Source organism: Enterococcus sp. DIV2371 (assembly GCF_050498525.1).
Taxonomy (GTDB): domain Bacteria; phylum Bacillota; class Bacilli; order Lactobacillales; family Enterococcaceae; genus Enterococcus_B; species Enterococcus_B mangumiae.
Map to the genome: position 1 here is coordinate 1,748,237 of NZ_JBIPAJ010000001.1, position 25,512 is coordinate 1,773,748.

The 25,512-nt window shown below is 40.5% G+C and carries 18 protein-coding genes; 3 read left to right on the forward strand and 15 right to left on the reverse strand.

What is annotated here, in order from left to right:
- Positions 1-120: 120 nt before the first annotated feature.
- The gene (locus tag IGL24_RS08240) at positions 121-1,830 is read left to right on the forward strand and encodes an ABC transporter ATP-binding protein (RefSeq protein WP_429968515.1); all 1,710 of its coding nucleotides are present in this window, start codon (positions 121-123) and stop codon (positions 1,828-1,830) included.
- Complete coding sequence (locus IGL24_RS08245; RefSeq protein WP_207115324.1) at positions 1,817-3,604, forward strand: ABC transporter ATP-binding protein; 1,788 nt, start codon at positions 1,817-1,819, stop codon at positions 3,602-3,604. Before IGL24_RS08240 ends, IGL24_RS08245 begins: the two co-directional genes overlap by 14 nt.
- Positions 3,605-3,669: 65 nt before the next feature.
- Here IGL24_RS08245 and IGL24_RS08250 read toward each other — a convergent pair whose 3' ends face one another.
- On the reverse strand, positions 3,670-6,675 hold the full coding sequence (locus IGL24_RS08250) for a bacterial Ig-like domain-containing protein (RefSeq protein ID WP_207699855.1): 3,006 nt from the start codon (positions 6,673-6,675) through the stop codon (positions 3,670-3,672).
- A gap of 188 nt (positions 6,676-6,863) precedes the next feature.
- Here IGL24_RS08250 and IGL24_RS08255 point away from each other — a divergent pair, with 188 nt between their 5' ends.
- A complete protein-coding gene (locus IGL24_RS08255) occupies positions 6,864-8,357 on the forward strand; it encodes a helix-turn-helix domain-containing protein (RefSeq protein WP_207699854.1) in 1,494 nt (497 codons plus the stop codon).
- 139 nt (positions 8,358-8,496) lie between these two features.
- On the opposite strand, the gene IGL24_RS08260 is transcribed toward IGL24_RS08255, so the two are convergent.
- The 14 genes from IGL24_RS08260 to IGL24_RS08325 all read right to left on the reverse strand — a co-directional run bounded on the left by IGL24_RS08260 (position 8,497) and on the right by IGL24_RS08325 (position 25,490).
- Positions 8,497-8,625 carry a hypothetical protein gene (locus IGL24_RS08260; protein WP_277989376.1) on the reverse strand — a complete coding sequence of 43 codons (129 nt, stop codon included), beginning with the start codon at positions 8,623-8,625 and terminating at the stop codon, positions 8,497-8,499.
- A gap of 69 nt (positions 8,626-8,694) precedes the next feature.
- Positions 8,695-9,201, reverse strand: coding sequence for a YfcE family phosphodiesterase (locus tag IGL24_RS08265; RefSeq protein WP_207699853.1), 507 nt, complete (start codon positions 9,199-9,201; stop codon positions 8,695-8,697).
- Entirely contained in the window at positions 9,202-10,866 is a 1,665-nt protein-coding gene (locus tag IGL24_RS08270; protein ID WP_207699852.1) for an ABC transporter permease, read from the reverse strand. It abuts the gene before it with no gap.
- On the reverse strand, positions 10,863-11,924 hold the full coding sequence (locus tag IGL24_RS08275) for an extracellular solute-binding protein (protein ID WP_207699851.1): 1,062 nt from the start codon (positions 11,922-11,924) through the stop codon (positions 10,863-10,865). The genes IGL24_RS08270 and IGL24_RS08275 overlap by 4 nt, the downstream gene beginning before the upstream one ends.
- A gap of 20 nt (positions 11,925-11,944) precedes the next feature.
- Entirely contained in the window at positions 11,945-12,898 is a 954-nt protein-coding gene (locus IGL24_RS08280; RefSeq protein WP_207699850.1) for an ATP-binding cassette domain-containing protein, read from the reverse strand.
- A 27-nt stretch (positions 12,899-12,925) separates the two neighbouring features.
- Entirely contained in the window at positions 12,926-13,840 is a 915-nt protein-coding gene (locus IGL24_RS08285; protein ID WP_207699849.1) for a hypothetical protein, read from the reverse strand.
- An 821-nt stretch (positions 13,841-14,661) separates the two neighbouring features.
- Positions 14,662-16,026 (reverse strand): 23S rRNA (uracil(1939)-C(5))-methyltransferase RlmD, encoded by a 1,365-nt coding sequence (gene rlmD, locus IGL24_RS08290; protein ID WP_207700108.1) that lies wholly within the window; start codon positions 16,024-16,026, stop codon positions 14,662-14,664.
- A 166-nt stretch (positions 16,027-16,192) separates the two neighbouring features.
- Positions 16,193-17,233, reverse strand: coding sequence for a diacylglycerol kinase (locus IGL24_RS08295; protein WP_206856076.1), 1,041 nt, complete (start codon positions 17,231-17,233; stop codon positions 16,193-16,195).
- A 9-nt stretch (positions 17,234-17,242) separates the two neighbouring features.
- Positions 17,243-18,673 (reverse strand): Asp-tRNA(Asn)/Glu-tRNA(Gln) amidotransferase subunit GatB, encoded by a 1,431-nt coding sequence (gene gatB, locus IGL24_RS08300; RefSeq protein WP_206856073.1) that lies wholly within the window; start codon positions 18,671-18,673, stop codon positions 17,243-17,245.
- The gene (gatA, locus tag IGL24_RS08305) at positions 18,670-20,142 is read right to left on the reverse strand and encodes an Asp-tRNA(Asn)/Glu-tRNA(Gln) amidotransferase subunit GatA (RefSeq protein ID WP_206856072.1); all 1,473 of its coding nucleotides are present in this window, start codon (positions 20,140-20,142) and stop codon (positions 18,670-18,672) included. Before gatA ends, gatB begins: the two co-directional genes overlap by 4 nt.
- Positions 20,142-20,447 (reverse strand): Asp-tRNA(Asn)/Glu-tRNA(Gln) amidotransferase subunit GatC, encoded by a 306-nt coding sequence (gatC, locus tag IGL24_RS08310; RefSeq protein WP_010735262.1) that lies wholly within the window; start codon positions 20,445-20,447, stop codon positions 20,142-20,144. Before gatC ends, gatA begins: the two co-directional genes overlap by 1 nt.
- A 93-nt stretch (positions 20,448-20,540) precedes the next feature.
- The gene (ligA, locus tag IGL24_RS08315; protein WP_207700107.1) at positions 20,541-22,583 is read right to left on the reverse strand and encodes an NAD-dependent DNA ligase LigA; all 2,043 of its coding nucleotides are present in this window, start codon (positions 22,581-22,583) and stop codon (positions 20,541-20,543) included.
- A gap of 21 nt (positions 22,584-22,604) precedes the next feature.
- Positions 22,605-24,848 carry a DNA helicase PcrA gene (pcrA, locus tag IGL24_RS08320; protein ID WP_206856064.1) on the reverse strand — a complete coding sequence of 748 codons (2,244 nt, stop codon included), beginning with the start codon at positions 24,846-24,848 and terminating at the stop codon, positions 22,605-22,607.
- A gap of 234 nt (positions 24,849-25,082) precedes the next feature.
- The gene (locus IGL24_RS08325; RefSeq protein WP_206856062.1) at positions 25,083-25,490 is read right to left on the reverse strand and encodes a hypothetical protein; all 408 of its coding nucleotides are present in this window, start codon (positions 25,488-25,490) and stop codon (positions 25,083-25,085) included.
- Positions 25,491-25,512: the final 22 nt, after the last annotated feature.

Consider the following 25,512-nt stretch of genomic DNA (forward strand, 5'->3'; position numbering starts at 1 on the left):
AGTGTATGCTTTTTCCTCTTGACCTTCAAGTAGCTTTAAGGTGTAGAATTCGTATTTGTCGGGAAAAAGGAGGAAAACATCATGAACTTGTTAAAAACATCTATCAAAAACAATTAAGGGATTGCTTTACTTACTCTCTTATTTATTTGTTTACAACTTCTAGGAACGCTAGGCGTACCAAAGTTAGTCGCTGATCTCATTGACCATGGGGTTGCTAGCGGTGAAGTGAGTCAAATCCAACAAATCGGGCTACAAATGTTACTTGTTGCCTTACTCGGTTCTTTTGCCGCTGTTGCTTCAAGTTACTATTCTGCGTTGCTAGCTGCAAGATTTGGCTATCAAACACGAGCAACTTTTTTTGATAAATTCCAGCAATTATCGATGAAAGATGTCGACCATTTCAACACCGGATCACTCTTGACAAGAATGACTAATGACGTCGACAACGTACAACAAATGATCGTTATGTTCTGCCAGATGATCATCCCAGCACCAATCATTTCACTTTTTACGATCTTGATGATGTTGGAGCATTCAGTCAAATTGACAGTGATCACACTAGGTTCGATCTTCGTCTATGCGGTAGTCATCTATTTTTTGATGAAAAAAGGAACCCCTTTGTCTTTGAGTATCCAACCAAAAATGGATCGTATCACAACGACGTTACGGGAATTTTTTACTGGCGTGAATATGATCCGTGTCTTCAACAATCAAGACTATGAAGAAAACAGAACAAATCAAACATTTAAAAATTATGCGCAACAAATGATCCGTGTCAATCGAATCTTTGCATGGGTCACACCAATCGCCTTTTTATTGATGGGTATCGTTTATGCCTCGATTCTATGGTTTGGTGGAGGCTTGGTGGCTAACGGCACCTTACAAATCGGGACAGTGACAGCTATTGTGGAATATTCGATGTTAACACTTGCCTATTTGATGATTGCTGCCATGGTGCTTGTCATCGTGCCAAAATCCATGTCATGTCTCAAACGGATCGAAGAAGTCTTACATGCTGACATTGAGATCAAAGATCCCGACAAACAAGAAAAATTGACTTTTGATCCAACAGATGAAGCTTTTTTATCTTTTGAAAATGTTACGTTTCGTTATAACGAAACAGCTGATCCTGTGTTAGAAGCCATTGATTTTGTCGTACCAAAAGGAAAGACGACAGCAATCGTTGGTGGTACTGGCTCAGGAAAAAGTACGATTGCGAAATTGTTGTTACGTCTAAACGATGTATCAAGCGGACAAATCAAATTAGCAGGTACACCGATCACAAAGATGAATCAAGACACACTCCGAAGTTATATCAGCTACGTTCCGCAAAAAGCTTTCTTATTTAGTGGAACGATTTTAAGCAATCTACTGATGGGCAACAAAAATGCTACCGATGAAGAACTGGCGAAAGCCGTCCGTGTCGCACAATTGGATGAAGTCTTAGAAAATCTGCCTGACAAGTTGAATAGCTTTGTTGCCCAAGGAGGCGATAATTACTCTGGCGGACAAAAACAAAGAATGTGTATCGCTAGAGCTTTAGTCAAACCAGCGGAAGTCTATGTCTTTGATGATAGTTTTTCTGCCCTGGATTATCGGACAGATGCGAAATTACGTCGCGCTTTGCATCAAGAAATGGCGGATAAAACCCTGATCATTGTTGCGCAACGACTAAGTACTATCATGAATGCTGACAATATTATTGTTTTAGACCAAGGTCGAATCGTCGGACAAGGAACGCATGAAGAATTATTGAAAACCAATCGATCATACCAAGAATTTGCGAAATCACAAGGTATTTTGAAGGAGGGGTTTGATGGAAATGACTAAAACAACTGTAAAAAAACAAAGCTTAAAACGTTTCTGGAAAATGATCCAACCCGAACATAAAATCTTCTATGGTTCACTACTTTGCAGCTTGATCGGTAACACACTCGTCGTTGCGATGCCTTTGATCATGGGTATCGGGATCGATCAACTTTTAGCACGTATCAAAGCAGTTGGTTTGAACCACATGACTGCAACAGATGTGAAAGAAACATTACTTTTACCTGTCATCCTGTTGGTCCTTTTTTCTTTGCTGAGTAGTGCTACTTCCTTTATCCAAGAATGGGCAATGGCTTCATTGAGTGAGCGTGTTACACTACGAGTGCGTAAAGAAGTCACCAAAAAATTCAAAGCCTTACCGATGGCTTTTTATGATCGACATCAAGTAGGCGATATCATTAGTCGGACAACAACTGGCTTGAATCAACTGTCACAAGTATTGTTAACAGGGATCAATCAATTTTTCACTTCCCTAGTGACGATCCTTTTAGCTGGTATCATGCTGTTTTATATCGATATAAAATTGACTTTTCTTGTCCTGGTTTTGATTGTCACTAGCGCGATCGTCACGACAAAATTTGCCAATAAGAATAAAAAAATATCTGATAACAACCAAGAAGAATTGGGCGAACTTAATAATAAAACGGAAGAATATTTGACTGGTAATCTAGTGATCAAAGCCTTTAATCAGCAAGTATTAGCGATTGAAGAAGTCAAAAAAGTAAATGAAAAACAATCCCAAGCATTCAAAAAAGCACAATTTATGAATTTTGCGATCTATCCAGCGATTCGTTTGATCAATCAATTGGCTTTCATCGTTAGTGCGATCATTGGTGCTTCATCTGTCTTAACTGGTGGCATCACGATTGGTTTCCTGCAAGCCTACTTACAATATATCAATCAGATTTCTGAACCAATTTCTACAGCTTCTTATGTCATCAATTCGGTCCAATCCGCGATGGCTTCGATCGAGCGGATTTTTGAAATCATGGATGAACCTGAAGAAGCAATCGATCGTGCTTTAGAAAGTCCAATCACTCATCCACAAGGAGCAATCGAATTCAAACATGTCCGTTTTGGGTATACACCAGAAAAACCATTGATGAAAGATGTTAACTTCTCCGTGAAACCAAAACAAACAGTTGCGATCGTCGGACCAACTGGGGCTGGAAAAACGACACTCGTCAATCTTTTGATGCGTTTTTATGAAATCAATGATGGCCAGATTTTATTCGACGATCATGACATCACTGATCTGCCAAGGCAAGAGCTACGTCATCTTTTCGGGATGGTTTTACAAAATACTTGGCTATTTGAAGGAACTGTCGCAGAAAACATCGCTTACGGCAAGAAAGATGCAACAAGAGAAGAAATCATCCAGGCAGCTAAGATTGCCCAATGTGATCATTTTATCCGCACCTTGCCTCAAGGATATGACACGATTATTTCAAGCGAAAACGGATCGATCTCACAAGGACAACAACAGCTTTTGACGATTGCGCGGGTCATTTTAGCTAATCCAGCGGTCGTCATTTTGGATGAGGCAACATCGAGTGTAGATACACGTACCGAAGCCTTGATTCAAGAAGCGATGAATGCTTTAACTAAAAATCGTACAAGTTTCGTGATCGCTCATCGTCTTTCGACAATCGAACATGCAGATATGATATTAGTTATGCAAAATGGGGACATCATTGAAAAAGGAACCCATAAAGAGCTACTACAACAACCAACCCTTTACTCAAGCTTATATCATAGCCAATTTCAAAATAATTAAGTAGAAAAAAGCCAACTTCGTCTAGGAATATTCCGAAACGAAGTTGGCTTTTTTGATTGATCGAATCAAGTTTTACGTTTTTTCTTTTTGTTGTAGATGTAAGCAGCAATTGTTCCACTGACGATCGCTAAACCAAGAATGCTGGCGCTCGATTGCAACTCACCTGTTTTTGGTAAGTTTTTCGCCGTATTTTCTTGTGCTTTCTTCTGTTGTGTCGCAGTAGAATTAGCTTGTTTCTTTTCCTGATTTTCTCCGCTTGCGTTCCCATTTCCACCCGCAGCGCCTCGTTTGCTCACTGTTACTTGACTTGTTTCTGAAACTGAGCCATTAGTATAAGTGATCGTGTAAGTTCCTTCTTTGTTCGTATCAACAGTTCCTGATACCATACTTTCATCAAAGGTGACTGAAAATCCTGCACGATTGGTTGCCGAGACGAAACCATCGCTTGGCTTCCACGTATCTCCGATATATAACTGAAGATCTTTCGTCACAATCGTTTCTCCGTTTTCTTTCACGACGACCACTACTTCTTCTGTCGCTCCACCATTAGTATAAGTGAGCGGGTAATCACCTGCTTTTGTTGTATCAACGGTTCCAGTTACCATGCTTTTATCAAAAGCGACCATCTCGCCGTCTTTATTCGTGGCAGACACAAACTGATCACTTGGGTCCCATGTATCCCCGACGTAAATACTACCGTTTTGAGCTTGGATCGTTTCTCTATTTTCAACGACCGTCACTGTGATTCGTTGAGATGCTTCGCCATTCCTATATGTAATGACAAAGTTTCCTGTTCTTCCAGTGTCAACGGTTCCTGAAACCATGCTTTCATCAAATGGAACAGTTTCGCCTGCTCTGTTCGTTGCGGAGACAAAATTGTCACGAGGATGCCAAACATCACCTGTATGGATTCTTGAATCAGTTGCATTGATTGCTTCTTGACTCGCAACGACTGTCACTGTGATTTCATGACTGATTGCCCCATGTGTATAGGTGATTTTGTATTCGCCTACCTGTGTCGTATCGACTTCACCACTGACCATACTCACATCAAACGGAACAGAAGCCCCAGTTTTATCCGTTGCAGAAACAAAATTATCACTTGGCGCCCAAGTGTCGCCAACGATGATCGTTGAATCGACCACTTGAAGAGATTCTTGACTTTCTTCGACAGTGACATTGATCTCTTGACTAGCAGAACCATTGGTATAAGTTACCGGATAGACACCTGCTGTCGTAGTATCGACCTCACCACTGACCATACTTTCATCGAATGGGATCGATTCACCATTTTCATCTGTTGCTAAGACAAAATTGTCGATCGGCTCCCAGCTATCGCCAACATAGATCATTGAATCGACTGCTCGGATCGACTCACCAGCAAGTGGTTGCCATACATAGGTATCTGCCATACTGTTTTGATAAGTCGCCATCAATGAAGAGGAACTTAATACATGGTTACCAAGCGGGATATCTTCAGTACCTGCTCCCACATTTTGCCAATAGCCAGTATGTTCATCTGTTGCTAACAACTCTGGGATATTGGTATCATTTAGTGAGTAAAATTGGACACCTAAAGAGATTTTAGCCAATGAATTGGCACCAGCAAACATCTCTTGCTGCCATTGCACCTTGCCAGTTTTAAAATGTGATAAATCTAGCTCAGTGATATTTTGACAATTTCTAAACATTCCTCGCATAAATCGGAGATTTTCTGTATCGAAACCACTCACATCGATTGCCTGCAAATTGATACATTCTGCAAACATAAAACTCATCGTGGTCACATTACTTGTTGAAAAGTTCGAAACATCTAATTCAGTCAGACCCGAACAACCAAAGAACATATAATACATCGAAGTGACGTTCGTTGTATCGAAGCGGCTCACATCAAGTTTTGTCAAACCTGAACAGCCATGGAACATATAATGCATCAATCTGACATTGCTCGTATCAAAATGAGTCACATCTAGCGCCTGCAATCCTGAACAGCCATGGAACATAAAGGACATATCGGTCGCTTGACTCGTCACAAAACTCGATAAATCAAGTTGACTCAACCCAGAACAGCCACGGAACATATGACTGAAATTCGTCACGTTTGCTGTTTGAAACCCTGTCACATCCAATGATGTTAAAGCGGAACAATCGTAAAACATATAACTCATGTTCGAAACATTCGACGTATCAAAACTGGATAGATCCAATGAAGTCAATGCAGACATGCCATAGAACATATGACTCATGTCACTGACGTTCGCTGTATTGAAACTGCTCAAATTCAATGAGGTCATAGCTGACAAGCCATTGAACATGTAATTCATGGAGCGAACATTTTGGGTATTGAACGTGGTAAGATCTAATGATGTCAGTTGGCGGCACCATGCAAAGAAATAATCCATATTCGTGACTTGACTTGTATCTAAATTACCTAGATTTTCAATCGTCGTTAGCTGATTCAGGTCAAAAAATAACCCTAATGATTCAGCATTTGCGACTACTGGTCCTGTAAAAACGATTTTTTTGATCAGTGAGCGATTGGAAAACCAAGGCGCCCGAGCAGCCATCGTTGTTTCTCCTAAAGTTCCTGAATCTATGTACAAAACGCCTTCCTGGTCGATCCGCCATTGACTAGTACCGAATACACCAGAAATAACTTGATCTTCTACACCCTGTATTTCGCAAACCGTCCGAGCATTGGGATCTGGGATCACTGGTTCATTTGAAGGTGCAGTTACTTCTTCCACAGCTGGAGCAATCGTGGAATCGACAGTTGCTTGCTCTGCCTCAGTCTTGACTTCTTGCGTAACCTCTGTCGTAGGTTCTGTCGGCACTTCTGACGGAACCGTTGCTGAGGATTCTGGGCTCTCACTTTCTTGTTTTTCCGGCTCTTCACTTTCTGCTACTTCCATCGTGACGTCCTCTGTTTGGTCTTCAATCGTCGGACTGGCTACCTCTTCTGTCATTTGTCCACTGTCTAAGTGATCGGCAAATGTAATGATACTCTGTTGGGATGCGTTCATGAGTAATAACATCGAAGCGGTCACTTTTAAGATTTTTCTGTGGTCCATTGCTTATTCAACTCCTCTAATTTAGAAAGATAAAAAAACATCCAACTAAATTTTAACTTATTTCACTAGAGAAAATTTTTTATTTTTTTTTTTTGAAAAAAAAATTTGGAAATGGGTTTGTATTTGAGAAATAAGCAAGCTAAAATAAAACAATCAAAGGAGAATCAAGTAAACGAGAGGAGCAGCGAATGGAAACTTTTTTCAAATTACATGAAAATAAACAATTGCATCGCCAGATCAAGATTCTTACTTATTTGAGAAAAAGAAATGAGATTATTTCAATAACAGAGTTAGTTCAAGAAATAGGCTGTACGCCCCCTACTCTCCGTACAGATATTCAAGCGTTACGTGCGAAGCTACCACCGACGATTCAATTACTTTCAATCAAAATGATCGGTTACCAATTAAAGATTCCTGATGGAGAAACATTGGATACATTTCTTCTACTTCTTGCGAGAGAAACGATCACTTATAAGCTGATTGACCGCAGCCTTCGTGGCTTTCATCAATCGTTTGAAGCCATGCGTTTAGAGTATCATCTATCAAGTTCTGCCTTACGAAAAATCATCCGCCATATGAATCTTGAATTAATCAATCACCGAATCCAATTCTCACCTAAAAACGGGGATCTGCTCGGTAAAGAAAATGATATTCGATTATTCTTTTTTAATTTCTATATGTGCTTTCGCCGAAGCATTGTTACGGATCATACATATTTGTTCTCTCCAGAAACACATAAAGTCATGTTTGCTGAATTGCAGCAAGCATTTGAATCTCACTTACATATTAGTAATTTTCGTGCGATGCTCTGGTTGTCCATCTTAAAAGAACGCTGGTTGCGCCGTAAAAAGGGCGAGATCCCTCAAGAAACATTGACTACCATTCAGTCTAGAAAAAGCTTCAAAAGATTTGAGAAAAAAATCATGCCCTTTTTAAAAAAGACTCTTGGTATTCAGCAGCTTTCTACAAATGAACTTGCATGGGTCTATTTGATTGTTATCCATTGTATTTCCTACAGTTCACCAAAGTGGCACGAATCAATAGCACACACAGCAACGCACTATCAAGAAGAAACAAACATGAAAAACTTGATCAAGCAAAGGCTATCAGAAGAACCATTGATTGATGGTACAAACAACGAGGGCATCGAGCAGATGAGCGCTTATTTAGCCAACCTCCACTTATTAAGAGTCCTCACAGATCAATTTGAGAAGCACTCTCTATCCATCGATCATTTGGTCGATCAACGTTTTCAAAACCTTCACCTTTCATGGGAAAACCGCTTGATTCAGCGGGATTGGCAAGAACTCGTTCCACTGACTCATACAAGAGAAGTTTCATTGTCTTTAAGTATGATCCAATTTTCTACTCAGTACCCGAAAAAAATAAAGAAACAACCAATCATTTTTGCTTTTCACGGGGATGCTGGCTATGACAATTTTTTGATCACGATGATCAAAAAATGGCTACCGCAACAGTACAACGCCCTTTTTCTTATCGACCAACCCGTTACGCAACTAAAAATAAACGAATTACACGCCTCTCTTGTCGTCAGTAATTATGAGTTGGAGAGCACATTATCATGTGAGTTGATCCAAATCGCTCAAGTGCCGACAAAGGAAGAATGGTTGCATTTAAAAAAACAATTGATCGAACGTGCTCTCCATCATTCATTCTTTTGATCAAGCTAACGGAAAGTCACGATCAAATGTACACGATTCAGCAAAAAAATAAGCGTCAAAAGCTACTTTCGGCTTTTGGCGCTTATGGGCTGACCATGTGGCTCCAACTATTGGACACATCGCTTTTTATGAAAAGCGATTACTTGTTATAAATTTTTGGTCCTTTACGCATATTGCGACGATCATTCTTAGGCTCTGCCATTTTTTCCACTCGGCCGCCACCTTGCTTTTTCTTGATTAACTCAAGCATTTTTTCTTTTGAATTCATCTGTATCCCTCATTTACTCTATTCACTTTTTCGCTATCGTGATAAACACTTCGCTATTGTAACACATTTTTACTTGAAAATTTCAAACTTATCGATTTCTTTATGCTTTTCATTATAAAAATGTACAATATCTTTTTGTTCCTCACACGTTAAGATCACATAGCTTTTTTCAGGATAGCGCTTAGGGAAACGGAAACTGCCTGGATTGATACAGAGTACTCCGTCAACCATTGCTGCTTCTCGGACATGGGAATGACCGAAACAAGCGATCTGAGCATTCAGCTCTTTTGCTCGTTTTGCCACTTGTTCAAACGAATATTTGATTCCATGCCAATGTCCATGGACCATATAGATCGTTGTTCCCTTGATCTCATTTAGATATTCTTCTTGAAATGATGAACCATACAGATCACGATTGCCATTCACTACTTGAAATCCAGCTAATGCTGGATGATCTTCTGGTAATTCAGAATCGCCACAATGAAGCATGACATCGACAGTTCCTTCATATTTTCGTCGAAGTGATTGCAGCTCTTCTATCGCCCCATGGCTGTCACTAACAATCAATGCTTTCACCTATGATTCCTCCCGTCTTAAAAATGAATTGATGATGATCAATGTACCTGTTGTAAACAGAACCGTCAAGACAGCCATCGCCATACCTACTGAAACACTTCCTTGTTCAAACTCCCGCATGATGAAAGTGGAAACCACCAATGTATTTGGCGGAGATAAAATACTGGCTGTGACTAATTCACGAAACGATATGATGAAGGTCATCATCCAGCCAACAAAGATCCCACGCAAAAGTAAAGGAAAAATGATTCGTCTAAAAACATAGAAAGGTGTACCGCCAAATACACTTCCTGCCCAAATCAATGAATCAGCAATCTGTGTATAGGAAGAAGTTACGTACTGTACTGAAAAAGGAAGAAAAAGTGTGACATAAGCTAATAGCATGATCCCGATATGGTTGTACAACGGAATGATATGGAAAATACTATTCCAAAAAATCATGATACCAATACTAAAAACGATACTTGGCAACATATCTGGTAACAAACTCATCACGTGTAATACCTTGCGAAATTTGGTTTGGCTAAAGTAAATGATCGAGGCACAGGCGGTACCTAAAACTGCTGCAATCGTTGCAGAAAAAAATGCCAAAAACAAACTATTCCTGAATGCTTGTACCGCGCGAGGATTCTCAGTCAAGAGTTGGCTATAGTGAGCAAGTGTAAAGTTTCCACTAACCATGCCTTGACCTCTTAAACGAATCAATGAGGTCATCACGACTGAAAAATAAGGAATACCGATTGCGACAACTAATAGCGCAATGATATAGCCCCAAGCGGCGATTTTTTGATGCGCGGATAGTTTTTTTTCCACACGTTTCGTGCCTTTTCCACCAACTAATTTATAAGATTTCTTTGCCGTTACATAATTTTGTAAGAACCAAATACAAAAACAGATGAATATCAGTAAACTTGACAGACTGGCGGCTGCATTGAAATTGATTGGAGCAATCGTCGCGTTATGATGAATCGCGGTGACAAAGACAGAAAAACCGATACGTTGACCAATCGTTGCTGGTGTGCCATACTCCGAAACAGCTTTTACAAAGACTAGTAAGGCTCCGATAGCGTAGTTCCCAGTGATCAAGGGTAACGTGACCCGGCGTAACCGATAAAAAAAGCCACCACCAAAGATCACCGCACTCTCGTCCAAGCTAGCCCCAATATTCAATAACGCATTTTTTAAAATCGTCAATATAAAAGGAAAAAGATGAAAACTCATCGTTAGAACGATTCCCCAGAATGAAAAAAAGTTTTCGGAAAAATCACCGGTAAAAGGAAACATTTGCTGAAAGAGACCCCGTCGTTGCGTAAATAAGATCCAGCCCATCGATGCGATATAAGGTGGCGTCATAAATGGAATCAGCAAGACGATATCTAACCATTTTTTCTCGGCGATTTTTGTCCTAACTGTCAAAAAAGCAAGGGGCAAAGCAAGCACAGTCGAACAAATCACGACCGCAATGCCTAATAACAACGTATTTGTGATCGTCTGTAAATTATCCGGATTCATGATAGTCTGGATCGTTTGTCCTACGTCAAGTGTCCCCTCATAAAGTAAGGCGCGATAGAAAATGACACCGATAGGAATTCCCGTCAAGATGAATAAGAGAAGACATATGGGAGCGACCGCCCCATATGTCCATTTTTTAGCATTTATTTTCATTGCGCAGACTCCACAAGTGACAAGAACTCGCTTGTGATATCAGAAGAATGTTCCATCATCCAATCCCAATCCACATCAAGTGTATTGATATCGGCTAAGTTTTCACGTTGCGTACTCGTGATATCACTTCGGCCAGGAATCAAGTAGGCTTCGCTGATCAGCTGTTGCGCACGATCAGATAATAGATAATCCATAAAAGCTTTGGCATTGTCTACATTTCGACTTGAATTGAGGATCATTGCTGGACGTGGATTAACGATCGTTCCACCTTCAGGATAGTAGATTTCTAAAGCTTCTCCTTTACTGATCGAATCATAAGCATTCCAATCCACACCACCAACAAGGATGCCTTTTGCACCAGTAGTTACTTCTTCAAGCGCTGCTGCATTGGCACCTGGTATCGTCATTCCATTCGCGGCTAAGTCCTTCCAAGTCTGCCAACCAGCTTCTTCTCCTTTATTATTGATAAAACCTGCTAAGAAATCTTTAGCAGAGCCAGATCTTTCAGGATCGGGAAAGGCTAATTCATCTTGATACTTTTCAGAAGCTAGTTCATCCCAGTCTGCATCCAACTCCGGGAATAACGTCGTGTTATAAATGACACCGACCGCTGAGCCACTTGCACCAAAGAGCATATTGTCTTCATCCGCCCAACCTTCATGAAGGTTATCTGCACCTTCTGGCGTGTAAGACATCAACGCATCATCAGCTTTCAAACCAAGACCATCACTCCATGAAGCGAGCATGATGACATCTGCTACCGGATTCGCCGATTCCGCTTCGAGACGAGCTAAGATTTCCCCAGTCGTTCCTTGAAAGACATTGACTCTAACTCCTGTTTGCTCTTCAAAGTCCGCTGCCAGCTGATCGCCAAGATTTGCTGGACTTGGCAAGTAGACATACACTTCACCCGACAGATCCGTTGCTTCCGTTTTCTCTTGTGTGCCACTCGTTGATGAAGCATTGGAATCATTTTCTGACGTATCACCACTTGCTGAACCACATCCAGCTAACATGATCGATAAGATACCTACACCTGCGACTAACCATTTTTTCATCGTTTTCTTCCCTCATTCTTCTATAGTATTTGTAAAATATGCTCTTTCTTTACGTAAATAGCTATACTTGTTGATTGCGGTTTATGACTTGAAACGACATACCAGCGTTGTTGATCCTTTTCTAAACAGAGTTCATATCCCTGACCGATAAACTGACTTGAGATCACATCGACCTGATACTTTTCAGCCAACGGATCAGGAATTAAGCTGACTGACTCAGGTCGAAACATTCGGTTCGTATCAAGCCAATTAGAACGGCCGATAAATCGCGCGACGAATTCATTTTCCGGAAAATGATAGATTTCTTCTGGTGTTCCTTTTTGTTGCAACACCGCTTCATTCAACACGATCACATCATCACTCATGCTCATCGCATCCACTTGGTCATGGGTGACGAAAATCGCCGTGATACCGATTTGATTTACCAAATTTCGCAATTCGATCCGCATCTCATTACGAAGTACCGCATCCAAAGCAGACATCGGTTCATCAAATAGTAAACAATTCGGTTCAACTACGATCGCTCGGGCAAACGCCACACGCTGTTGCTGACCACCAGATAATTGATGTGGATATCTTGATTCAAACCCGCTCAATTGAACCGTCTCTATCGCCTGCATCACTCGATCTTTTAACTGGTCTTTTTGTTTGCGCGCTCGTAGTCCGAAAGCGACATTTTCAAATACTGTCAAGTGAGGCCATAGTGCAAAATCTTGGAACACAAAACCTAACTCTCGTTTATCTGGCGAAAGGTTGATTTTTTTTTCTGATGAAAAAACACACTGTTCATCGAACCAGATTTCTCCGGAATCCGGAGTTTCTAAACCTGCGATCATCCGCAGAAGAGTCGTTTTACCACTACCAGAAGGCCCCAACATCGTAGTGATTTTACCTGTTTCAAAGGTCAACTCATCCATATTTGTGACAACCGTTGGACCAAATGATTTTTTCAAATTTTTTATGGTGATCCTCACTCTTGCTCCCCCTAAATGTGCGATGTTTCAGACATTTTGTGTATGTTTATATCTTTGTAAGATCGTTGACGTCCTTAAACCACTCTTTGGTACAACTAGATCATCCATAGTCGAAAGACGAGCGAACAAGTAATCGCGTTGTTTTTCTGTTGCTGCTAGTTCTTGATTTTCTCCAACGAAAGAAGCTTCTACAATATATTCAATTCCTTGACCATCTTCTGTTTTGATCGGTAAAACTTCGATTCTTAATGCATTGCTTCCGCCAAGCTCTGGTACAGAGAACTCATAACGATCAAAATAAACAGGCCCATGGATCAATGTTTGATTGATCAACTGATTGTAATCAATAACCGGCACTAAAGCAGGTTGGTTATCGATCAACAAACGTCGTGCAAGGGATGTATCAGGCAAATCCCCTGGACGTACACCAAGAGGTAAATCGACCGTTTTTGTTGAAGATGTACTTAGAACTGCTGAATCATAGCTCCAATCGATCTCAAATTCCCAGTCCTCTTCTGTAAATCCTTCATTTTCCGCTGTTTTTAAAGCTGCTTGGATACTTCCTTCCGTTACCGGCCAAGCAAGCGGAAATCTTTTTCTATAGGTTAATTGCCAATTATTTTGCCAGTTTCGTTGTCTGATTCGATGAATCCACCCTTGATCATTGAAATCTTGCTCCAATGTATCCATGAATTGCATATCGATTCGACGTTGGCGATTGACAGTTAAATCAAGTGTTTCTAAAAAAGAAGAAGATAATTGACCATCCTCATCTAAAACGAGCGTAGGCTCAAGTAAAAATTTCACTTCTGTATCTACCATTGATTCTGATGAAGCAGAAGCGACATCTTCAGAAAAAAAAGTCAGTGTGCTGATTCCTATCGTAAAAAGTAAAGCTACCATCATCCATTTCTTGTTTGTCATCTTTAACAAATACGTCATCTTACACCTCTTAGCTGTTTATTTTTCTCTGTTACAAATCTATTATAATAATCATTTGTCAATTTCCAGTAAACATCAAGTGAATATCCAGTCAAAAATATGTAAAAATTCTAATATAAAATGTTATTTAAAAGTGTATAGTAAAAAACAAGCTTTCTATTCACTCCTTCACTTATTATGGAGACATTAGTAAAGCACACATAAAAAGCGTTAACAATACACAGCGATTGACTTACTGTATATTTTTAACGCTTTTTATCAATGCCTAATTTATGTTTCCTTTACGAAAACGATGTAAAGAATCGCTATTATTCAATCAGTCATTGAGAGAAGTATCTCGAATCACTAAAGACAATTGGAAGTTTTAAGATAGCCATCGATCAGAATAAATAAAAGTTCACTACCTATCCATTCGAAAGTTCGTTTATTTTTAGTTGTTACAACCGTGCATATATGTGAAGAATCAATACGCTATTATTTCACAACCTTTGGCCCTGCAAACCGATTCAGGATCGGCCCCCAAAGGCTTTTAAAGATCTTTTTATAGTCTTCAAAATCAAACGTTCCACATGTAAAGACTCTTTTAACATTAACTGTTTGTGTTACTTGCTTGTAAATCAGCGGTTTATTAATGATATTTTTTATCATACATTTTTGAATGTCAATTTTGTATTTTATTATTCACTATCTATTTTATAGGAATAAATTTAAAAGATACATGTTATTTTGTAACATCAGAGTTTATCAATTATTTTACTCTCTAAACTTTGAAGGGATAAGAAAAAGACGTTTCCATTGAAAGAAACGTCTTACATTAAGAATTAACCTTTGCGTAGTAATCCGACACATTCCACGTGATGTGTTTGTGGGAATAAATCAACTGGTTGGACTTTTTCTAACTTATAGTCGTCTTCCGCAAATAACTTCACATCTCTGGCAAACGTTGCTGGATTGCATGAGATATAAACGATTCGTTCAGGCGCCATGTCGATTGCTGAATCAATGAAACGAGTATCTAACCCTTTTCTTGGAGGATCGACAACTAAAACGGTTGGTTTGATCCCTTTGTCTTGCCATTTCTTCATAACTGCTTCTGCTTTGCCCACTTCATAATGGGCATTTTCGATTTTGTTTGTCAATGCGTTGAACTGGGCATCTTCGATCGCTGCTGGAACGATTTCCATCCCATAAACGCTTGCTACTTGATCTGCTAAAGATAATCCGATCGTTCCAATTCCTGAATACGCATCGATCACGACATCGTCTTTTTTCAATTCAGCAAACTCGATTGCTTTTTGATACAGTACTTCGGTTTGTACTGTATTGACTTGGTAAAAGGATTTAGAAGAGATACGATACGTTTTACCAAGTAACTGATCTTCGATATACGATTGACCAAAAAGGACTTTCTCTTTTTCACCTAAAATGACATTTGTTTTTTCTTCATTGATATTTTGGATCACTGACACCACTTCTGGTAAAGCTTCATGGATTGCTTCAGCGATTTCTTTCGATTTGAAAAATTTCTCTTTTCGAGTGACTAGAACGACCATCATTTGATGCGTATAATGCCCGCGACGAACGATGATATGACGGATTTGACCTTCATTTTTTTCTTCATTGTAGCCGCGTACTTGGAAACGTTGCAAGATTTCTCTTACCTTGATGATCGCTTGGTCGATTTGTGGATCTTGGATAAAGAAATCTTCAATCTCCACTAAGTCATGACTATTTTTCTTGTAAAAACCAGTTACTAATTCGCCGTCGACACGACGAACAGGAATCTGAGCTTTATTACGATAGCCTGTTGGTTCTGTCATACCGATCGTCGGTTGCACTTGGACTTCAGGCATTTTTGCGATTTTAGTCAGGACATGTTCGACTTGTTTTTGTTTAAATGCTAATTGTTGATCATACTTCAAATGGGCTAAAGGAGCGATTCCTGTACGCAATAAAACGTTACTAGTGATGTCTTGGCGGTCTGGTGAGGTCGTCAACCAGTTTTCCACTTTACCGTAGCCAAATTTATTTCCTGCTTTTACAACGAGGATCTCCACTTGTTCACCTGGCAAAGCATTTTCAATAAATAAAGGATAACCGTCGATTTTGGCAACACCCAACCCTTCATAACTTAAATCGATGATATCAACAGTATACCGTTCATTTTTCTTAATTGTTTGTGTCATTTCATTACTCCTATTCTTCTTGAATGGTTTCTAATTTTGTTCGATCAACAAAGGAAAGAGCTGGGAGATCCATTCATTCCCAGCCCTTTTCAGTCTATTGGAAAAAGCCAGTAATCATAGTGATCCTTGTTTTTTCCTTCTAAGAGTCATCCAATCTTGCTCAGTTCTATTCTTCGTCTGCGATTTTACCATCGCCATCGATATCTTCATCCGTCAAACGTTCTACTTCTTTTACAAATTCTTTGCTGACTTCTTCTAGTTCTTCTTCTTCAGAACCAGTGATTGCCTCATCTGGAATTTGATCGGTGTTTGCATAAAATTCGATATGTTGATGAAGATTTTTGAAGTTCATCGGTGCGTTTCCACCATATTCACCATCTAAATTGATCATGACCGGACGGTTCGCATTGTCTTCTGTCTCTACATAAAGGAAACTTGTTTTCGTGTAGATGACTCTTGGATCGTCTACGTGTTTTCCGCCATTGAGCATCAATGCTGCAATGTGTAGGATCTCGAAAATATTCGCCGTCTTGACGATGATCAAAGAAAATTTCCCATCGTCTAACTTCGCATCTGGGGCAATTTGTTCAAAACCGCCCACAGAGTTCGTCAAACCTAAAAAGAACATGGAGGCATTTCCTTTATATTCTCCTTCATCGTATTTCAAGTGCATCTTGATCGGTTTGACGCGTGGCAACATTTCTGCTCCTTTTGCTAAATAAGCAAGATAGCCAAAAATACTTTTTAATTCAGAAGGCACTTCGTAAGTCAGTTCTGTCAAATAGCCACCAGCTGCAATATTGATAAAATAGCTATTATCAGATTGACCGATATCCATTTTGACTGTTTGGTTCTTTTTGATGACTTCAGCTGCTGCCTTGATATTATCTCGTGGGATCTTCAAGGCGCGAGCGTAGTCATTAGTTGTTCCAGCTGGAATGATCGCCATTTTTGGTCTGACTTCAAGTGGGGCGATCCCATTGACGACTTCATTGATCGTCCCATCGCCTCCCGCTGCAACCACGAGATCAAAACCTGCCTCAGCCGCTCGTCGTGCTTCATTTTTTGCCGAATCCTCTTCTGGAGTCGTTGCAAAAGCACTCGCTTCATAGCCGGACTCCTCCAATGCTTGGAGGATGTCGGCTAGATTACGTTTTAACAGTTCTTTCCCAGAAACCGGATTATAGATCACACGCGCTTTTTTCATAGCATCCCTCTATCGTTTCGCTAATTCTTGATTTAGCAATTTGTTGACCACACCTGGGTTTGCTTGTCCTTTTGTTGCTTTCATGATTTGTCCGACTAAGAAACCGACTGCACGGTCTTTTCCGTTTTTGAAATCTTCAATCGATTGTTGGTTATTATCTAAGATCTCATTGATGATCGGCAATAATTTCGCTGGATCAGATAATTGGACCCAACCGTTTGCTTCAACCACACTTTGTGCTTCTCCGCCATTCATGATCAACTCACGGAAAACTTTCTTCGCAATTTTAGAACTGATCGTGCCATCTGCAATCAAACGGATCATGCCAGCTAAGTTTTCAGGTGTTAATTTCGTTTCAGCTAGCTCTAGTTTTTCACTGTTCAAGTAAGCAGAAACTTCGCCCATCAACCAGTTTGATGCTTGTTTGGCGTCTGCTCCGTTTTCTAATGTTGCTTCAAAGAAATCAGACATTTCTTTTGATAGTGTCAATACTTTTGCATCATACTCTGGTAAACCTAATTCGCGGATGTAACGTTCACGGCGAGAAGCTGGCATTTCTGGTAAGCTTGCTTTTACTCGTTGGATCCATTCGTCATCGATCACGAATCTTGGGATATCAGGTTCTGGGAAGTAACGATAGTCACTTGACCCTTCTTTGACACGCATCAAGATGGTTTTGTTCGTCGTTTCATCGAAGCGACGTGTTTCTTGTTGGATCTCTCCACCAGATAACAATACTTTCGCTTGACGTTTTTCTTCAAATGCTAACCCTTTTTTGACAAATGAGAGAGAGTTCAAGTTTTTCAATTCTGCTTTTGTTCCAAATTCTTCTTGACCATATGGGCGTAAAGAAATATTGGCATCACAACGCATTGAACCTTCTTCCAATTTTACATCACTGACTTCAGTAAATTGGATCACTGAACGTAATGCTTCCAAGTAAGCATAGGCTTCTTCTGGTGAACGCATATCCGCTTCTGAAACGATCTCGATCAACGGTGTTCCTTGTCTGTTTAGATCGACATAAGAATAGCCGCCGATACCGTGCATATTTTTACCTGCATCTTCTTCTAAATGTACACGCTCGATACGGATTTTTTTCTTTTTGCCTTCGACTTCGATCTCGATCCAACCATCATGACCGATTGGTTGGTCAAATTGTGAGATTTGATACGCTTTTGGATTATCTGGATAGAAATAGTTTTTGCGGTCAAAATGCGTATCTTTTGAAATCTCGCAATTCAACGCTAACGCCGCACGCATCCCAAATTCTAAGGCTGCTTTATTCATTACTGGTAAAACTCCAGGGTATCCCCAGTCGATCACATTGGTGTTGCTGTTTGGTTCAGCACCGAAATGCGCAGGAGCTGGAGAGAAGATTTTTGAGTTGGTTTTTAATTCAACGTGGACCTCAAGTCCAATGACTGTTTCAAAATTCATTCGGCTTTCCCTCCTAAAATTGCTGGTTGTTGACGGTGGAACTCAGTTGCTTGCTCAAACGCATAAGCTGCTTGGTACATCGTTTTTTCATCGAAATAATTCCCGATGATCTGTAAGCCGACTGGTAGTCCTTCAGATAAACCAGCAGGAACAGACATACCTGGAAGTCCTGCCAAGTTCACTGGGATCGTCAAGATGTCACTCATGTACATCGTGATTGGATCGTTGATATTTTCACCAAGGCCAAATGCCACAGTCGGTGACGATGGCCCAATGATCAAATCATAGTCTGCAAAGACTTTTTCAAAGTCACGCTTGATCAGCGTACGAACTTGTCCTGCTTTTTTGAAATGCGCATCATAATATCCGGCACTCAATGAGAAAGTCCCTAACATAATACGACGTTTTACTTCTTCTCCGAAACCTTCAGAACGTGAGTTGACATAGACATCATCTAAGTTCTTCACATCTTCTGAGCGGTAACCATAACGGATTCCATCAAAACGTTGCAAGTTAGAGCTTGCTTCAGATGAAGCAATGATATAGTAAACAGCCACACCATATTTTGAATGAGGTAAGCTGACTTCTTCTACAGTAGCGCCTAAAGAACGGAAAGTTTCAGCGGCTTTAAGAATCGCTTCTTTCACGCCTTCGTCGACACCTTCACCTAAATATTCTTTAGGTATAGCGATCTTCATGCCTTTGATGTCACCAGTCAAACCTTCTGCAAAGTTAGGAACAGAGACACCTGATGAAGTACCATCTTTTTCATCGTAGCCACTGATGGCTGTCAAAGCTAATGCATTGTCTTTGACTGTACGAGTCATTGGGCCGATTTGGTCTAAAGAAGAGGCAAATGCAATCAAGCCGAAACGTGAAACGCGACCATACGTTGGCTTCATCCCTACGATTCCATTGAATGCTGCTGGTTGACGGATACTACCACCAGTATCACTCCCTAAAGAGACTGGGATCTGTCCTGCCGCAACAGCTGCCGCTGAACCACCAGATGATCCTCCAGGAACCTTTGTTTGATCCCAAGCATTCTTGGTTTTTTTGAAATAAGAAGTTTCGGTACTTCCGCCCATTGCAAATTCATCCATGTTCAATTTACCAACAGGGATCATATCTGCTTCGTAGACTTTTTCCATGACTGTCGCATCATAGATCGGTTCAAAATTGTAAAGGATTTTTGATGCTGCTGTCGTCAAAAGATCTTTCGTTACGATATTGTCTTTGATACCGATTGGAATACCTGAAAGAACATTGTTTTCGTCGATGCCCTTTTCGTCCAAGGCTTTAGCTTGCGCTAGAGCTTTTTCTTCATTCAATGTGATAAACGCATCGATCTCAGGTTCTGTTTCTTTGATACGATCAAAGGTTGCTTTCACCAGGTCTTGTGCAGTGATTTCTTTTGAAACCAATAAGTCGTGTAGTTCTTCTAATGAACGATTGTATAATTCTGTCATTATGCGCCAGCCTCCCCGTTATCGATGATTGCTGGTACCTTAATGAAACCATCTTCTTTTTCCGGTACGTTTTTCAATAATTCATCTCTGCTCCAACCTAGTTGTGCCCGGTCTTGTCGCATGACGTTGACTGTTTCAACGACGTTTGATGTAAATGGTACGCCTTCAGTATCTACTTCCTCCAGCATTTCTACCATGTCAATGATTTTTCCTAATTGATCAGTAAAACCCGCGCGCTCTTCATCGGCAAATTTTAATTTGGCTAATTTCGCTACATGTTTTACTTGTTCTTCACTAATCGCCATAGTACCCCTTCTTTCTAAATGAAAACTTTGCTTCTTATTTTAACATAAGAAAATCGCATTCTGAAATTCTTTCTTGAAATTTATCTGAAAAACTTAATCTTCTTCACCGACAGGATGACTCTCTGCCAAGGCTTCAGCCATTTGATCTTCCGTCCAGATATCGATTCCTAACTCTTGGGCTTTCGTCAATTTACTCCCTGCATCTTCGCCGGCAACAACGATATCTGTTTTTTTCGAAACACTGCCAGTGACTTTGCCACCTAAGTTCTCGATCGTTTCTTTCGCTTCTTCTCTCGTGAAGCGGGTCAATTTACCCGTCAACACGATCGTCTTATCTTTGAATGGTGATTCAACTTCTTCCAACTGTGTCGAACGAATCCCTTTGTATTCAAGATTGACACCTGCTTGTTTCAGCTCTTCCATCAATTCGTGGACTTCTTCGTTGTCAAAATACGTCACGACACTGTCCGCAATAATGTCACCGATCGTATCTAGCTGAATGATCGATTCAAAATCACTACGACTCAAAGTTTCTAAATCGCCAAAATGCTCTGCTAAGATCTTCGCTGCTTTCGCCCCAACGTGACGGATACCTAAACCAAAAATCAACCGTTCCACCGAGTTATCTTTACTGTTGTCGATTGCAGTCAAAATATTGTTGGCAGATTTTTCTTTGATCTTGTCTAGCGTCAATAGTTCTTCTTCAGTTAGTTTGTAAAGATCTGCAACGTCCGCCACCAATTTCTTGTCGTACATCTGTTCCAAGACTCTCGGCCCTAAGCCATCGATGTTCATCGCATTGCGCGAAACAAAATGGTTCAAGCCTTCTTTCATTTGCGCTGGACATTTTGGATTGATGCAACGCAAGGCAACTTCTTCATCTAAATGGACTAACTCACTGTGACAAACGGGGCAATGCTCGGGCATTGGGTAAGGCTCACTGTCAGCGGGTCGTTTATCTAAAATAACTTGAGCGACTTCTGGAATGATATCTCCTGCCTTATAGATTTGAACAGTATCATTCAAACGAATATCCTTCATTTGGATATAGTCACCATTATGCAGACTCGCGCGACTCACTGTCGTTCCAGCCACACGAACCGGTGTCATGATCGCTGTTGGTGTCACCACACCAGTCCGCCCCACTGTCCATTCGATTTCTTCAATCACTGTTTCCACTTCTTCAGGCGGAAACTTATAGGCAGTCGCCCAACGAGGTGCTTTGACTGTGAAGCCTAGTTGGTCTTGTAATGAAAAATCATTGACTTTTATCACGATGCCGTCGATCTCATAAGGTAAGTCTTTTCTTTTTTCGTGGTACTCTTCAATGAATGCCCAAACTTCGTCGATCGACTGACAAAGACGTTTTTCATGATTCGTATGGAACCCGATCTTATCTAATTCTTCTAAGGCTTCGTATTGCGTAGTGGCTTGCATCGGTCCGAAATCTGCGACGGTATATAAGAACGTATCGAGATTTCTTTTCGCTGTGATCTTGGAATCTAATTGACGCAATGAACCTGCGGCAGCATTCCGAGGATTTGCAAAGACCGTCTTGCCTTCTTCTTCATTTTTTTGATTCAATTTAACAAATGAACGTTTTGGCATAAAGCATTCGCCACGCACTTCAATACTCATAGGTTCTTTTAATTGGATCGGGACAGAACGCACCGTTTTCAAGTTTTCCGTGATATTCTCACCAACAGAACCATCCCCACGAGTGGCACCACGAACAAACTCCCCATTCTCATAACGCAACGACACTGAGAGACCGTCGATTTTCAATTCACAACAATAATCGACTGGATGACCGATTGCTTTTTGAACACGTTGGTCAAAAGCTAACAATTCTTCCTTATTAAAAACATCATTTAAACTATATAATGGAATATCGTGTGTGACTTTTTCAAATGCGGAAAGAATCTTCCCACCTACTCGTTGTGTCGGTGAATCTGCGGTGATCAAATCTGGATATTGCTCTTCGATCGCCACTAACTCAGCATAGGTCTTATCATAGACATAGTCTTCCACTGTTGGTTGGTCCAACACATAATACTCACGAGACCAACGATCTAACTGCACTCTAAGTTCTTCTGCTCTTTTTGTCGCTTCATCGATCGTCATTTCGTGTTCCATCTTTTTCTCCCCCTATTTGAACTAAACTTTTTCGATTGGTGCAAAAGCGGCTAATACACGTTTGACCCCTTGACTTGGAAAAGCAATATCAAGCTCAAGGTCTTTTGCGTCGCCAGTAACTCTGACCACTGTTCCAGGTCCCCATTTTTTATGTTTGACTTTATCTCCAGGCTTCCAACCACCTGTTTCACCACCGGTAGCGACTTTCGCTGAAACACCGGTCTTTGTCGGTTGCTGATACGTCGTTCCAGTTTGTTTCCCGCGAAAAGGTGAAGGCTGCGAAGCACTTGGTGTCGGACGCATCCCATGGATATCCAACAATTCTTGATCGATTTCCTCTAAAAATCGTGAAGGGCGATTGTATTGTGTACGACCATATAGCGTACGTGAAAATGCATTGGTCACAAACAATGCTTCTTCCGCTCTGGTAATTCCTACATAAGCTAAGCGGCGCTCCTCTTCCAATTCACTTTCTTCCATCAATGCTCGGGAAAGTGGGAAGACGCCTTCTTCCAATCCAATCAAAAATACCACTGGAAACTCTAGTCCTTTAGCCGCATGTAAAGTCATCAACGTGACTTGTTTTGTTTCTTCTTCTAAACTATCGATATCTGAAACAAGTGCGAGGTCATTTAAAAAGACGACCAACTTATCTTCTGGTGAGTCGGCATCTTCTAACCCTTCTTTTTCAAACTGCCTATCAAATTCTTGTGTCACCGTCAAAAACTCTTCCAAGTTTTCGATACGTGCTTGTGATTCTAATGTATTTTGGATTTTTAGATCATCTAAATAGCCACTACGTTCCAAGACTTCTTTTGTTAACTCTGTCACTGTCAGATAAGGAATCATTTCAGTCAACTGATGCATCATTTCACCAAAAGAACCTAATTGTGTCCCTGCTTTTCCACCGATATTCGCTAATTCAACATTTCGAGCTGCTTCTAACAAAGGCCACTCGTGCATCGTTGCGAAGCTACGGAGTTTTTCCACTGAACCTGGTCCGATCCCCCGTTTTGGTGAATTAACGATGCGCTCAAAGCTTAATGAATCTTGCGGGTTTGCTATCACATTTAAATACGCCAAAACATCTTTGATTTCTTTACGATCATAGAATTTATGACCGCCAACCATTTTGTATGGGATGTTGGCTTTCAGTAACGTTTCCTCCATCACACGTGATTGCGCATTCGTCCGATAAAGAATCGCAAAATCGCCATAATTCCGATTGTTCGATCGTATTTCTTCTTGCATTCTTTCGACAATGAAACGTGTTTCATCTCGCTCATTATCTGCTCGATAGTAAGTGATTTTATTGCCATCTTGATTTTCTGTCCAAAGGTTTTTCGGTTTACGATTGCGATTGTTTTCAATAACTTGATTCGCTGCATTCAAGATCGTTTTCGTTGAACGATAATTTTGTTCCAGCAAGATCACGGCCGCATCTGGATAGTCTTTTTCAAAATCCAAGATATTTTGCATATCCGCGCCACGCCAACCATAAATACTTTGATCGGCATCCCCAACTACGCAAAGATTTCTAAAACGGCCAGCTAATTGATTGACCAACGTGTATTGCGCATGGTTCGTATCTTGATATTCATCCACATGGATATAATGAAATTTATTTTGATAATACGTCAATGAGTCTGGATGCTCATCAAATAAACGGATCGTGTTCATGATCAAATCATCGAAATCCATGCATTGGTTGTATTGGAGTTCTTTTTGGTATGCCGCATAGCATTTCGCGGCAATTTCTTCATAATAACTGCCCTGCATCTTTGCAAAAGCTTCCGGCGACAACAAGCTGTTTTTCGCTTGTGAGATCGTGCCTAAAAGACTTCTCGGATCGTATTTTTTAGGATCGATATTCAATTCTTTCAAAATCCGTTTCATCAACGATAACTGTTCGGAAGAATCAATGATCGTAAAGTTGCGATTATACCCGATGTAATCGACATCTCTTCTTAAAATGCGGACGCACATGGAGTGAAAGGTCGAGACCCAAACATCTTCTCCACCAGTTTCTAAAATGGCATTGACCCGTTCCTTCATTTCCTTTGCTGCTTTATTGGTAAAGGTGATCGCCAAGATATTCCATGGATTCACTTCTTTTTCTTCAATCAAATAAGCAATTCGGTGCGTAAGTACGCGTGTTTTCCCACTACCTGCACCAGCCATTAATAATAACGGTCCATCCGTATGTAGGACTGCTTCTTGTTGACGAGGATTCATCCCCTTTAGTAAGTTTGCTTTGGATGACATGTACAACATCCTTTCTATTATCAATCCTTCTAATTATAGCATTATCCGGATAGGCAATAAAGTGAAGTTTCTTCATCTTGACGAAAACCTTTGCGAACGACTACTTCTGAAACACTTTCAATAGTAAAAGTACAATCACTTAACAGTACTAACTTATTAGCACCATGAATCGTTCTCTCCATACAAAAAAACTGAAGCGTTGATGCTCGCCTCAGTTCTCTTTCTTCTGTCCATTCATTTGTTCATCTTACGATCAATGATATGATAGCTGATGACTGCGGCTACTAGGAAGATACCTACCCAAGAAACAAACCACGGTTCAGCTTGTTCATTCGTTTTAGGGAAATAATCGATCGTTTGTGTTTCGACTTTGATTGGAACTTGATTCGTATTTTGAGTATCTGTTCGCACAACCGCACTGGTGTCCTTTGTCTGTTCCCGTTGTTCAGAGGAAGACGTCTGATCGGTAGTTGATGTCCGATCATCGGAAGAACTACTTTGTTCCGTAGATGGCTTACTTTCAGTCGGTGGATTGCTATCTTCGGTTGGTGGTTTACTCTCATCAGGAGGCTTGCTTTCTTCAGTCGGCGGTCGACTTTCTAAAACACCTAATTCTCCTTTTAGTTCTATATTTGTGTCCATGATATCCCTTACCTTTCTTAAG

Coding starts and splice junctions, on each gene's coding strand:
- IGL24_RS08245 (WP_207115324.1), top strand. CDS start 1,817: ATGGAAATGACTAAAACAACTGTAAAAAAACAAAGCTTAAAACGTTTC.
- IGL24_RS08250 (WP_207699855.1), bottom strand. CDS start 6,675: ATGGACCACAGAAAAATCTTAAAAGTGACCGCTTCGATGTTATTACTC.
- IGL24_RS08255 (WP_207699854.1), top strand. CDS start 6,864: ATGGAAACTTTTTTCAAATTACATGAAAATAAACAATTGCATCGCCAG.
- IGL24_RS08260 (WP_277989376.1), bottom strand. CDS start 8,625: ATGAATTCAAAAGAAAAAATGCTTGAGTTAATCAAGAAAAAGCAAGGT.
- IGL24_RS08270 (WP_207699852.1), bottom strand. CDS start 10,866: ATGAAAATAAATGCTAAAAAATGGACATATGGGGCGGTCGCTCCCATA.
- IGL24_RS08275 (WP_207699851.1), bottom strand. CDS start 11,924: ATGAAAAAATGGTTAGTCGCAGGTGTAGGTATCTTATCGATCATGTTA.
- IGL24_RS08285 (WP_207699849.1), bottom strand. CDS start 13,840: ATGACGTATTTGTTAAAGATGACAAACAAGAAATGGATGATGGTAGCT.
- rlmD (WP_207700108.1), bottom strand. CDS start 16,026: ATGACACAAACAATTAAGAAAAATGAACGGTATACTGTTGATATCATC.
- IGL24_RS08295 (WP_206856076.1), bottom strand. CDS start 17,233: ATGAAAAAAGCGCGTGTGATCTATAATCCGGTTTCTGGGAAAGAACTG.
- gatB (WP_206856073.1), bottom strand. CDS start 18,673: ATGAATTTTGAAACAGTCATTGGACTTGAGGTCCACGTTGAATTAAAA.
- gatA (WP_206856072.1), bottom strand. CDS start 20,142: ATGACAGAATTATACAATCGTTCATTAGAAGAACTACACGACTTATTG.
- gatC (WP_010735262.1), bottom strand. CDS start 20,447: ATGGCGATTAGTGAAGAACAAGTAAAACATGTAGCGAAATTAGCCAAA.
- ligA (WP_207700107.1), bottom strand. CDS start 22,583: ATGGAACACGAAATGACGATCGATGAAGCGACAAAAAGAGCAGAAGAA.
- pcrA (WP_206856064.1), bottom strand. CDS start 24,848: ATGTCATCCAAAGCAAACTTACTAAAGGGGATGAATCCTCGTCAACAA.
- IGL24_RS08325 (WP_206856062.1), bottom strand. CDS start 25,490: ATGGACACAAATATAGAACTAAAAGGAGAATTAGGTGTTTTAGAAAGT.